This window comes from Enterobacter sp. ODB01, from assembly GCF_001623605.1.
GTDB lineage: Bacteria > Pseudomonadota > Gammaproteobacteria > Enterobacterales > Enterobacteriaceae > Enterobacter > Enterobacter kobei.
In genome coordinates, this window is the sequence record NZ_CP015227.1 from 1,620,004 (window position 1) to 1,632,519 (window position 12,516).

Here is a 12,516-nt window from a genome sequence, read left to right on the forward strand (position 1 = left end):
TTAGTTTCCCTGGGCATCAACGGTATATGCGGCCGCGTTAGCCGTTGGTAACGCGCAAATGAAATGTCTAATGTTGTCCAGCGATTTATCTGTTACAGAGAAGAGTTCTTCCCGGCTTTGTGAGAAGTAATAGCGAGTCTCAAAAACATACGAGCAAATATTGTCATCATTCCCAACCAGCAGTACGTTGCCAAGCGGACGCTGTTCATAGTGGCAACAGGGTCCAAACAGTAAGATTACCGGCACGTCCACCGCGTCGGCAACGTAGACATTTCCTGAGTCGGACGCGATATAACAATCCATTTTTGAAATGGCCCACGGGAGTTCTTCAAGCGAAATTTTGCCAATCAGATTGATGAAGTTGGGCAATTCGCCATACGCGCGGGTGATATCATCCATCCACGATTGTTCGTTCGGGGCGCCAAACACATAAAACTCGCAGGGCAGGTCGGCGAGATGATCGGCAATCCGCTTCCAGATGCCCGGCGGGACGGTTTTCGCTTTATTTCCTGCGGCAATACTGATGCCAATGCGGATCACGCCGGGTTTATCAAGGATTGCCGGATATGTCGCGGGTTTAAAAAGTGGTCTGGTGGCGTGCTTTGGTGAGTCTTTCCAGGTCAGCGTGCGGTCGGCAAGCTTGAGATAGTTCGTCACCGACAATGTCTTTTTGCCGTGTTCAACGGTACCGTCTGCCGTTGCATAGAAAATTCCGTGATACCACCTGCGTGTGTATGTGCTTAAGAACTGTTTGTTTTTGGCGTTACAAACGGAGGCAAAAAAAAGATTTACGCTGTTAGGCTGCAGAAGATACACATTGTCATAGCGGTTCATGATCCGGCAGGCAAAGCAGAGCTTTCGCCACAGGTTACGCTTATGCTGTTCGATGAAAAAAATCTCGTCGATCGTCTCATCATGCTTCGCCAGTGCACCTACGCTGCGACTAATAAGTACGTCGCTTTTTTGCAGGTATGCCAGAAGAGGCGTTGCATTAACAAAATCGCCGATTTTTGCTGTCTGAATAACCAGGTTTTTACCTGTGTCTTTGCGAAACAGCTTTCGGATGAGTTTCACCGGAAAGAGTAAAATCAGCAGAAATACATAACTCATGGGTTAAATATCCCTGTCAGAAAGCCGATGGCTGCCCTGTAAAAATGAAAAAATAGCATCTGCGCTAATATCCTTCGTGTGTTGCGTTGGGCTGACCATCTGGTGCTGGTTTTTACCGTAGCCCCCAATCAGACCCGGATCGGTCGGGCCGAATATCGTAATATTCGGGCGATCCAGCGCTGCGGTTAAATGGCTTAATCCTGTATCCACGGAAACGACGGCATTCGCCCCCGCCAGTTCTGCGGCCACCTGCGCCAGCGTGAGTCTTGGCAATACCTCAACGTGCGAAAAACCGGAGGCCAGACGTTCTGCACGCTGTCGCTCATGTTCAGCGCCCCAGGGCAGTTTAATATGGATCCCGGTAGGTTGCATTAGTTCAATCAGTCTTCGCCAGTGCGTTTCCGGCCAGTGTTTATCGTCGCGCGTTGTGGCATGGAGGAAGACAAGATAAGGCTGAGTACAGGGGTCTGTATTGCGCAAAAAGTGCTGCGCAATGGCGTAGTCGCCCTGGGATTCCGGTTTTACATAGCCAAGACTCTTGGCAAACAGTTCACGGGTACGCTCCACCGCGTGCTGTTGTTTTGCAATACGGTGGCGACGGTTATAGAACAGGCTCGCCAGCGGCTCGCGGGCGGAGTGCCAGTCCATGCCATGCTTTACGCCGTGTGCCAGACGCGTCACCAGCGCGGCGCTTTTCACCAGCCCCTGCGCGTCGATGATCGCGTCGTAACGCTGCGCCTGAACCGCTTCGCGGAAGGCGGTGCGCTCGGTTTTAATCGGTGTGGAGAACCATGCTTTGCGCCAGCGGCGAATGGCCACCGGGATCACGCGGTCTACTGCTTCATGCCAGGTAGGGATCTGCGCGAAGCCTTCTTCCACCACCCAGTCAAAACGGATGCCCGGAATGGCCTGCATCGCGTCCGTCAGCGCAGGCAGCGTATGCAGAACATCACCCATAGAGGAGGTTTTAACGATCAATACCCGCATCCGTTACCCTTCTTCGCTCAACAGCAGTTCGTTGAGTTCTTCGAGAACACGCTGCGGCGTGATGTCGATCAGGCTCTGGTGATAGCCTTCTGCGGCATCGCCTTTGCGCACCTTGTGGTAGCCGGTAATCAGGCGAATGACGCGCGCTTTGTGCGACAGCGGCGGCGTGAAGTCCGGGCTGCTTGGACCATACAGCGCGACCAGCGGGCGGTCCAGCGCGGCAGCGACGTGCATCAGGCCGGAATCATTGGTCACCACGGCTTTACAGGCGGCGATCAGAATAACAGCTTGTTCGAGCTGCGTTTCCCCGGCCAGGTTTCGGCACCAGGCCTGCTGCTCTGTGCTGAGCGTGGCGAGAATTTCATTGCCTGCTTCGTGGTCTTTTGCCGAGCCAAACAGCACAATCTGATAGCCTTCGTCGATCAGCTGTTTTGCCAGCTCCGCATAGTGATAGTGCGGCCAGCGTTTTGCCGGACCGAACTCCGCACCAGGGCAGAAGCCAATCATCGGGCGTTCAGACGAAAGACCAAACGCGTTGCAGGTCTGGGATTTCTCGCCGTCATTAACCTGAAGCTGCGGCCAGAGCAGCGGCTGCGGCAGATCTTTCGCACTGCGCATCACGCCTTTGTCGTAGGCCAGAGCCACGTAGCGCTCCACCATTAGCGGCCAGGCCTCTTTGTCCAGCACCCGCGCGTCGTTCAGCAGGCCGTAGCGCATTTCACCGCGCCAGCCGGTACGGTGCGGAATACCCGCAAAGAAGGGCACTAAGGCAGATTTGAAAGAGTTCGGCAGGACATACGCGCGATCGTAGCGCTTCTCGCGCAGGCTATGGCCGAGCTTGCGGCGTTCGCCGATTTCCAGCGCACCGTGGCCGAGCGGCATCGGGATCGCCTCGTTCACTTCCGGCATACGCGATAACAGCGGACGGCACCACGCGGGTGCCATCACGTCGATCATCGCCTGGGGATAGCGCGCCTTGAGCGTGCGATAGAGACTTTGCGACATCATCATGTCGCCCACCCATGACGGGCCGATCACCAGAATTCTCATACTTACGCGTCGCGGTTCAGCCAGGCCATATATTCCGTTACGCCTTCGGCAACGGTCTTGAACGGCTTGTCGTAGCCAGCTTTACGCAGGTTAGTCAGGTCTGCCTGGGTGAACGCCTGGTAGCGGCCTTTCAGCTTATCCGGGAACGGAATGTACTCAATGCTGCCTTTTTTGTGGTACGCCAGCGTCGCGTCTGCCACTGCCTGGAAGGATTCCGCGCGGCCAGTCCCCAGGTTGAAGATGCCGGACACACCGTTTTCCCAGAACCACAGGTTGACTGCAGCCACATCGCCCACGTAGACGAAGTCGCGCTTAAAGCCGTCGCTGCCTTCGAACAGTTTCGGGCTTTCGCCATTATTCAGCTGGGTATTCAGGTGGAATGCCACGCTCGCCATGCTGCCTTTGTGCCCTTCGCGCGGCCCGTAGACGTTGAAGTAACGGAAGCCGACAATCTGGGAGTTCGCTTCTGGCAGAATCTGACGCACGTATTCGTCGAACAGGAATTTGGAGTAACCGTAGACGTTCAGCGGTTGCTCGTATTCGCGGGATTCGATGAAGTCTGAGGTACGCCCGCCGTAGGTGGCAGCAGAAGAGGCGTACAGGAACGGAATTTCACGCTCCAGGCAGTAGTGAAGGATCTCTTTGGAGTACTGATAGTTGTTGTCCATCATGTACTTGCCGTCCCACTCGGTGGTGGATGAGCACGCACCTTCGTGGAAAATGGCTTCAATCTCGCCAAACTCTTCACCTGCCATAATCTGGATAAGGAAGTCTTCTTTATCCATGTAGTCAGCGATGTTCAGATCCACCAGGTTAACGAACTTGGTGCCATCTTTCAGGTTGTCCACCACCAGGATGTCGGTGATGCCTTTGTCATTGAGAGCCTTAACAATATTGCTGCCGATAAAGCCTGCGCCGCCGGTAACGATGATCATAACGGTAACCTTTGAAGTGTGGAGTCCGGGGACAATCCCGAACGCTAATGTTTCTATCATATCATCACAATGCCCTGTCTTCAGCCATTCACCGATATGCGGTAGGGGTACACGTGATTTATGCTGCAAAAACGACAAGAGATACTGCGTCATCTCGTCATGAACTATAGGTTTGGGTAATATGTCCCGAAATTTGCCGAGTCTGGAGAATTGCAATGCGTGGTGATTTTTACAAACAGTTAAACAGCGACCTCGACACCGCACGTGCGGAAGGGTTGTTCAAGGAAGAGCGTATTATCACGTCTGCTCAGCAGGCGGACATCACCGTTGCCGACGGCAGCCATGTGATCAACTTTTGTGCGAACAACTACTTAGGTCTTGCGAATCACCCTGAGCTGATTGCCGCAGCGAAAAACGGCATGGATACTCACGGTTTCGGTATGGCCTCCGTACGCTTTATTTGCGGTACCCAGGATAGCCACAAGCAGCTTGAGCAAAAGCTGGCGAGCTTCCTTGGAATGGAAGACGCGATTCTCTACTCCTCCTGCTTCGACGCCAACGGCGGTCTGTTTGAGACCCTGCTTGGCGCAGAAGATGCGATTATCTCCGACGCCCTGAACCACGCCTCCATCATCGACGGCGTACGCCTGTGTAAAGCGAAGCGTTTCCGCTACGCCAACAACGACATGGTTGAACTGGAAGCGCGCCTGAAAGAGGCCCGTGAAGCGGGTGCTCGCCACGTGCTGATCGCCACCGACGGCGTGTTCTCCATGGACGGTGTGATCGCTAACCTGAAAGGTGTCTGTGACCTGGCGGATAAATACGACGCGCTGGTCATGGTCGATGACTCTCACGCGGTCGGTTTTGTCGGCGAAAATGGCCGCGGTTCCCACGAATACTGTGACGTGATGGGCCGCGTGGATATCATCACCGGTACGTTGGGCAAAGCGCTCGGCGGCGCGTCCGGTGGTTATACCGCTGCGCGTAAAGAGGTGGTTGAATGGCTGCGTCAGCGCTCCCGCCCGTATCTGTTCTCCAACTCCCTGGCGCCGGCCATTGTTGCCGCCTCCATCAAGGTACTGGAGATGGTGGAGTCCGGCGCGGGGCTGCGCGATCGCCTGTGGTCGAACGCCCGTCTGTTCCGTGAAAAAATGAGCGCCGCAGGTTTCACCCTGGCCGGTGCCGATCACGCCATCATCCCGGTGATGCTGGGTGATGCGGTCGTGGCGCAGCAATTTGCTCGTGAACTGCAGAAAGAAGGGATTTATGTCACCGGGTTCTTCTTCCCGGTGGTACCAAAAGGCCAGGCGCGTATCCGCACCCAGATGTCTGCGGCGCATTCGCCTGAACAAATTGAACGTGCGGTGGAAGCCTTTACCCGCATCGGCAAACAGCTGGGCGTAATTGCCTGAGGACGTGTGATGAAAGCGTTATCCAAACTGAAAGCGGAAGAAGGGATTTGGATGACCGACGTGCCGGAGCCGGAAGTCGGTCATAACGATCTGCTGATCAAAATTCGTAAAACCGCCATCTGCGGTACTGACGTTCACATCTACAACTGGGATCAGTGGTCACAGAAAACCATTCCGGTCCCGATGGTTGTCGGTCACGAATATGTGGGTGAAGTGGTTGGCATTGGTCAGGAAGTCAAAGGCTTCCAGATTGGCGACCGCGTCTCCGGTGAAGGCCATATCACCTGCGGCCACTGCCGCAACTGCCGCGGCGGGCGTACGCACCTGTGCCGTAATACCATTGGCGTGGGCGTAAACCGCCCGGGCTGCTTCGCGGAATACCTGGTGATCCCGGCGTTTAACGCGTTCAAAATCCCGGACAATATCTCTGACGATCTGGCCTCCATCTTTGACCCGTTCGGTAACGCGGTACACACGGCACTCTCCTTCGACCTGGTGGGTGAGGATGTGCTGGTGTCTGGCGCGGGCCCCATTGGCATTATGGCGGCAGCCGTGGCGAAGCATGTGGGCGCGCGTAACGTGGTGATCACCGACGTGAACGAATACCGTCTGTCGCTGGCGCGTAAAATGGGCGTCACCCGCGCGGTGGATGTTTCCAAAGAGAGTCTGACCGACGTGATGGAAGAGCTGGGCATGACCGAAGGCTTTGACGTAGGTCTGGAGATGTCCGGTGCGCCACCGGCGTTCCGCACCATGCTCGACACCATGAATCACGGTGGCCGTATCGCGATGTTGGGTATTCCGCCGTCAGATATGTCTATCGACTGGAACAAGGTCATCTTCAAGGGGCTGTTCATCAAAGGCATTTATGGCCGTGAAATGTTCGAAACCTGGTACAAGATGGCGGCATTAATTCAGTCAGGTCTGGATCTGTCCCCGATTATTACTCACCGCTTCTCAGTTGATGAGTTCCAGAAAGGCTTTGACGCGATGCGTTCAGGCCAGTCTGGGAAAGTGATCCTGAGCTGGGATAAGTAATCAAAAAGGGGCCAGCGGCCCCTTTTTTTACTGATTTTTTTTCTCTTCGTCCGTCAGGTAACGCACCTTGCGGGTATAGTCCTGACCTTTGAACAACAGTTTGTTTTCAGGTGATTCAAGATACTTTTGCCATTCTGAGAGCGGAAAACCACCGTGCGCACCAATCACCTCTTTCGGCACAACGGCTTCCTGTCCGCCAATCTTCTTGGACACCGGCCAGTTCATCCAGTCGCCCAGGTTAACCGTTTTTAAATCCAGCATGTCCAGTAGCGCGGCGAGCGGCAGCTGATCCGTCGGCGGTTGCGTGTCTTCCATCAGTTCCCAGGTATCCTGGAACAGCGTGAGCCACAGCGGGCAGATACGGCGCCAGGTCTTTTTAGTGGCCGCAAGAAACGCACCGTTAACATGATCAACCAGATACGGGCGCACCGTCTCTTTGTAATACGCCGGGACTTTCTCCGCTGGCGCGCCGTCCAGCTTGGCAATCATTTTGCCCTGGCGGAAGCTGGAGTAGATGTGCATCTCGGCCATGTTGATTTCTGGCATCTTCAGCAGGTTGAGATCGGAATCGATCATCAATACGCCTTCACCTCGCGCCTGCAGCGGGGCATTAAGCTTCACCAGGCGGCTAAGGTAGATCTGCTTGTAGCGATAACCTTCTTCACGTTTTGGCAGGTCGAGGGTCACTATGCGGGTTTTCGGCGGCAGATTGCCAAACGCGGATTCTGGTTGATCGCTGACAATCACAATCTCGCTGACGTCGGTGGCATATCGCTCTGCAAAGGTCGCGGACAATAACGCCTCTTCGACGAAATCCGCACCGGTGCAAGGGATCACGATAGAGTCAACCGCCACGAGATCGCGCGTGACCGGAAGGGAAGCGTAGGGAATGTTATGTCGCCCGGTGATGTGGCGGTAGCGAGCATTCAGGAATTTAAACATGTTCTTCTCGTTTGGTTATTGCGCGCCAAGAACGGCCTCGACACCGTTAACATAGCTTTCAATGGCATACACGTTGCAGACATTCTGATGCGCAGCGGCGGCGAGCCGGGTGCGCAGATCGGGATCCTGCCAGATATTATCCAGGTGTTGAGCAAGTTGCGACACATCGCTCCACGGGAAAAGCAGCCCGGTCGATGCATGATCGATCAATTCTGCCGTGCCGGTCACCTTGGAGCCAATGACGGGGATATTCAGCAGCATCGCTTCCAGCACGACGCGGGGCAAGCCTTCGCTCTGCGAGGCCAGAATAAACGCGTCAAAGGTCGCGAGGTAGTCAAAAGGCGTGTTCTGGAAACCGGTGAAAATCACATGCTCAGCAATACCCAGCGCATCAGCTTGTGCCGCCAACGCACCGCGTTCAGCCCCCTCACCGACCAGCACCATCTTCCACCTCGCCTCGGGATGTTTCTGGTTGAACTGTGCCAGCGCTTCCAGCGTGTGGTGGTTTGCTTTGCGAGGGATTAATGAGCCAATGCTGCCGAACACGAACGTGTCGTCATCAATGTTCAGGCGATTACGCATCGCGCGTCGGTCGGGTAAAGGCTGATGGATGTCGATGGCATTGTTGACCGTCGTACACAGCTCGGGTCGGACCCCATGCTGAACTAACACGCGTTCTACGCCATGTGAGACGGCGATGATTTTTGTGGCATGGGTATTCACCAGCTTCACCAGCGGCGGGGTCAAAACAGGTTCAATTCGACAGTGCTGGATTATCCGCGCATGCACGTTTGCACCTGCCAGATAACCCTCTTCGTTAGAGCCCGGCTGGTTGTTCATATAAAGTGTATCGAAACCGCCATCCCTGAAAATCGTCTCGATTTTGCTAACGTTGGGTCGAATACGCCAGAGCGTATCAACATGACGTGTAAATGCCTTCCGGGCGCTGCGGGAGAAAAACAGCAGGCTACGTCCCAATTCTTTGGCAATCTTCGCCCATGCGGGCTGCTTATGTTGAGGGATGACAATTAAGGGAATGCCAATACTGTTCAGCACCTGGCCGATGGTTTGCCCTTCGGCCCGGCTGTAGTCACTGTAAAAACAACAGGTAATATCGAACTTTTCGCGGTTAATGCGCTTCAGAAGTTCGAGCATACTGTTGGTGCCTCCTCCCCATTCTTTACCGGTATCGAGGAGCAGAATTTTGTGTCGCTGCGGCATTTTTCTACCTTAATCGCCTGTCACTGAGAATGGCTCACTGATACTTTCTTACCCCATCCCTGCCACTGGTGCTGGAAGTATTGCACCAGCGTACTCTGGCTCACGCTTTCGCTGATGACCGCGAAGAAGCGGGTTGCATGCACCGGTTCAGGCGGTTGTTTCAGCTTGCAATTCTTCACGCCACGGAACGGGTTACGCGGCTGCGTTGCGGGTGGTTGTGCACTACCCGGGCGAGACGTATCGACCTGCGGCTCATTGAGCAGATCGCTCGGACGTACCAGTGTGATATCTGGAGGCAAGGTCGGCAACATCTGTTGTAAAACGCGCACCGTAGAAGGATGCGGGTGGCCGATGGCAATGGCTGAACCATTGCGTCGGGCGAGCTGCACGGCGCGATTGAACTGCGCGCGAATGTCGGCCTCGTTCTGAGTATCATCCAGGAACACCTTGCGCTTGATCACCTTCACCCCCGTTCCCTGAGCGGCACGCATCGCCTGGCTGTTGCCGATGGTCATGCTGTCGAGGAAGTAGAGGTTGTAGCGTTCCAGCGCCCGCATCACTTTTAGCATGCCGTACAGGCTGGAGGTCATCGCGCTACCCATATGGTTGTTCAGGCCAACGGCATACGGCACGTTGTTGTAAGCGTCACGGATGATGCGCTCGATCTCATCGCTGCTCATATCCGGACGAAGCGTATCTTTTTCCAGCGGCTGTTTACTGAGCGGTGCCATCGGCAGATGGATGAGGACCTGATGTCCGCTGTTGTGGGCTTTAGTCGCCATCTCACGGGCGTGAGGCGCATTCGGAAGGACGGCGACAGAGATGGCTGGCGGCATCGCCAGCACCTGATTTTCATAGTGCGGACGATAACCGAAGTCATCAATCACAATCGCGAGTTTACCTGCGTATACCGGTGCAGCCAGCGCCAGCGCGCTGACGACGGAGAGAACCATTCGACGAAATTGAAGCAAAACTTATCTTCCCAACCACGGCTGTGGATTGACCGCCTGACCCTGACGACGAATTTCGAAATAGAGTGACGGGCGGCCCTGACCGCCACTGCTGCCCACAAGGGCGATGGGTTGGCCTGCGCGCACCTGTGTGCCAACGCTGACCAGTGCGCTCTGATTGTAGCCGTAAAGACTCATGTCGCCTTTACCGTGCTCAACCACTACCACAAGACCGTAACCCTGCAGCCAGTCGGCCAGAATCACTCGTCCATCGGCAATGGCTTTCACTTCACTACCTTCAGACGCACCGATAACGATCCCTTTCCAACGTAGCTCACCCTGCAGCTGTTCGCCATAACGATGCAGAAGTGTACCGCGAACGGGCCAGTAGGCCTGACCGCGTGGGGAACCCAGACCGCCGGTACGCGACATCAGGGAACGTTCGCTTTCGCTTGGCTTGTAGGTGGTACCTTTGCGGGAGGCTTCCTGCTGCTTGTCGCGGACAGCCTGTGCCTCGCGGGCCTCTTTTTCGGCACGCGCTTTCGCCGCGGCTTCGGCACGGGCGATACTGTTACGCAGTTTTGATTCGTTGGCACGCATTTCACTCAGCTGGCTCTGACCTTGCTGAATGGAGGACTCAAGACCGGAAAGGGTTTTCTTGCGCTCGTTACGGGCCTGCTCAAGTTTCGCCTGCTGCGCTTTTTGTTCGTAGAGCAACGTCTGCTGCTGACTCTGCTTCTCTTCAAGCTCAGCTTTTTGGGTGGAGACCTCTTCACGCGTCTGTTTCAACTGCGCAATGGTCTCCTGACGCGCCTGGTTCAGATAACCGAAGTAGGCCTGCAGACGCTGACCGCGCTGGCTCTCTTCACCGCTGAGGATTAACTGAAGGCCGGTGTGTTCACCCTGTCGGAAAGCGGCATCAAGCTGTGCGGCAAGATTGCGCTCCTGTGCATCACGCTGGCGCTCCAGTTTGGCAATCGACGCGTTCATCTCGTCGATCTGTTTATTCAACTGAGCGAGGGTATCTTGCGTTTCACGGAGCTTACGGGCTGCGGCCGAAATAGCTTCTTCCTGCTGCTTAAGCTGGGCGAGCAGGGCGGAACGTTGCTGTTGTTGCTGGCGTACCGCACGCTCTTTAGCGGCGATATCCGCCTGAATGGATTTCAACTGGTCGCGATCGTCCGCGTGGGCGGATGCGGCGCACAGCAATACGCCAGCGCTGAGTGCGCTGGCGCAAAGCAGGGGTCTGACTGATAACCTAAGCGGCTTCACGACCCATGTGATTGAAAAAATCGCCTTTCCCCTCATGGGGAGGGATTATTCCACGATGAACAGCGGCTTACCAGTCATCTCTTCAGGGATCGGCATACCCATCAGCGACAACATGGTTGGCGCGATGTCAGAAAGCTTGCCGCCTTCCACTGCTTTCAGTGATTTATCACCGACATAAATCAGCGGAACAGGCAGGTTGGTGTGAGCGGTATGCGCCTGGCCCGTTGCCGGGTCGCGCATCTGTTCCGCGTTACCGTGGTCAGCGGTGATTAGCAACTGACCGCCTACGGACTCAACCGCTTTTGCAACCTGCTCAACGCAGTGATCCAGTGCTTCAACCGCTTTCACGGCGGCTTCCATCACGCCGGTATGACCGACCATGTCGCCATTCGGGTAGTTACAGATGATGGTGTCGTACTTGCCGCTCTTGATGGCCGCGACCAGTTTTTCAGTCAGCTCAGCAGAGCTCATCTCTGGCTGCAGATCGTAAGTCGCGACTTTCGGTGAGTTGATCAGAATGCGCTCTTCACCTTTGAACGGCTCTTCCACGCCGCCGTTAAAGAAGAAGGTCACGTGCGCATATTTTTCGGTTTCGGAAATACGCAGCTGCGTTTTGTCATTCTTCGCCATCCACTCGCCGAAGGTATTAGCCAGCGAGGCTGGTGGATACGCGCATGGGGCTTTGATGTCTGCCGCGTATTCGGTCAGCTGGATGAAGTCGAGGTTTACCACTTTCTTACGGGCAAAACCGTCGAAGTCGCTGTTGACGAAAGCACGGGTGATTTCACGCGCGCGGTCAGCGCGGAAGTTCATGAAGATCAGCGCATCGCCATCTTCCATGGCGGCATCGGGCTGGCCTTCAGCACGAATCACGGTCGCTTTCACGAATTCATCGTTTTCATCACGTGCGTATGCGGCTTCCAGGGCTTCAACGGCCGTCGGGAACTGGAACTCACCTTTTGCCAGGGTCATCAGGTCATAGGCCTGTTCAACGCGATCCCAGCGGTTGTCGCGGTCCATGGCGTAGTAACGACCAATGATGGAGGCGACGCGGCCTTTGCCCAGTGTGGCAAATTTCTCTTCGAAGGCTTGCAGAGAGCCTTTTGCGCTGCGCGGTGGCGTATCGCGACCATCCAGGAAGGCGTGCAGATAGATTTTTTCTGCACCGCGCTCGGCGGCCAGTTCAACCATCGCCATGATGTGATCTTCGTGGCTGTGAACACCGCCCGCGGAAAGCAAGCCCATGATGTGAACGGCTTTACCTGCCGCAACGGCTTTATCTACCGCGCCGCAAAGAACCGGGTTCGCGAAGAAGGTGCGTTCTTTGATTTCGACATCCAGACGGGTCAGGTCCTGATAGACGATACGGCCCGCGCCCAGGTTAACGTGACCGACTTCGGAGTTGCCCATCTGGCGGTCAGGCAGACCGACTTCCAGACCGGATGCGTCGATCAGGGTATGGGGACGTTTCGCCCACAGCGCATCCATCACCGGGGTTTTTGCGCTGAAAATAGCGTTATCCTGGCTGTCTTCACGGTAGCCATAGCCATCCAGAATCACCAGTACCATAGGTTTTTTAGAAACCGACATTGCAACAAC

11 protein-coding genes are annotated in these 12,516 nt (G+C 55.4%); 2 read left to right on the forward strand and 9 right to left on the reverse strand.

The window, feature by feature from the left end:
* From A4308_RS07750 to rfaD, 4 genes are read right to left on the reverse strand one after another with little or no spacing between them, the layout of a single operon-like run.
* On the reverse strand, positions 1-1,110 hold the full coding sequence (locus A4308_RS07750; RefSeq protein WP_045281325.1) for a glycosyltransferase family 9 protein: 1,110 nt from the start codon (positions 1,108-1,110) through the stop codon (positions 1-3).
* A gap of 3 nt (positions 1,111-1,113) precedes the next feature.
* On the reverse strand, positions 1,114-2,097 hold the full coding sequence (gene rfaC, locus A4308_RS07755; protein WP_045281324.1) for a lipopolysaccharide heptosyltransferase RfaC: 984 nt from the start codon (positions 2,095-2,097) through the stop codon (positions 1,114-1,116).
* Positions 2,098-2,100: 3 nt separating this feature from the next.
* The gene (gene rfaF / locus A4308_RS07760; protein WP_045281323.1) at positions 2,101-3,147 is read right to left on the reverse strand and encodes an ADP-heptose--LPS heptosyltransferase RfaF; all 1,047 of its coding nucleotides are present in this window, start codon (positions 3,145-3,147) and stop codon (positions 2,101-2,103) included.
* Between the two features lie 2 nt (positions 3,148-3,149).
* The gene (gene rfaD / locus A4308_RS07765; RefSeq protein ID WP_014881999.1) at positions 3,150-4,082 is read right to left on the reverse strand and encodes an ADP-glyceromanno-heptose 6-epimerase; all 933 of its coding nucleotides are present in this window, start codon (positions 4,080-4,082) and stop codon (positions 3,150-3,152) included.
* A 215-nt stretch (positions 4,083-4,297) separates the two neighbouring features.
* On the opposite strand from rfaD, the gene kbl reads away from it, so the two are divergent.
* Positions 4,298-5,494: a glycine C-acetyltransferase gene (gene kbl, locus A4308_RS07770; RefSeq protein ID WP_014882000.1), complete on the forward strand. Its 1,197-nt coding sequence runs from the start codon at positions 4,298-4,300 to the stop codon at positions 5,492-5,494.
* 9 nt (positions 5,495-5,503) lie between these two features.
* Positions 5,504-6,532, forward strand: coding sequence for an L-threonine 3-dehydrogenase (tdh, locus tag A4308_RS07775; protein WP_014882001.1), 1,029 nt, complete (start codon positions 5,504-5,506; stop codon positions 6,530-6,532).
* A 27-nt stretch (positions 6,533-6,559) separates the two neighbouring features.
* Here the strand turns inward: tdh and A4308_RS07780 are convergent, their stop codons facing one another.
* From A4308_RS07780 to gpmM, 5 genes are read right to left on the reverse strand one after another with little or no spacing between them, the layout of a single operon-like run.
* Complete coding sequence (locus A4308_RS07780) at positions 6,560-7,474, reverse strand: hypothetical protein (protein WP_014882002.1); 915 nt, start codon at positions 7,472-7,474, stop codon at positions 6,560-6,562.
* A gap of 15 nt (positions 7,475-7,489) precedes the next feature.
* A complete protein-coding gene (locus A4308_RS07785; RefSeq protein ID WP_023331731.1) occupies positions 7,490-8,695 on the reverse strand; it encodes a glycosyltransferase in 1,206 nt (401 codons plus the stop codon).
* Between the two features lie 20 nt (positions 8,696-8,715).
* Positions 8,716-9,666: a divergent polysaccharide deacetylase family protein gene (locus tag A4308_RS07790; protein WP_045134457.1), complete on the reverse strand. Its 951-nt coding sequence runs from the start codon at positions 9,664-9,666 to the stop codon at positions 8,716-8,718.
* A 3-nt stretch (positions 9,667-9,669) separates the two neighbouring features.
* On the reverse strand, positions 9,670-10,929 hold the full coding sequence (gene envC, locus A4308_RS07795; RefSeq protein WP_230278613.1) for a murein hydrolase activator EnvC: 1,260 nt from the start codon (positions 10,927-10,929) through the stop codon (positions 9,670-9,672).
* A 33-nt stretch (positions 10,930-10,962) separates the two neighbouring features.
* Entirely contained in the window at positions 10,963-12,507 is a 1,545-nt protein-coding gene (gene gpmM, locus A4308_RS07800) for a 2,3-bisphosphoglycerate-independent phosphoglycerate mutase (RefSeq protein ID WP_045281321.1), read from the reverse strand.
* Between the last annotated feature and the right edge of the window lie 9 nt (positions 12,508-12,516).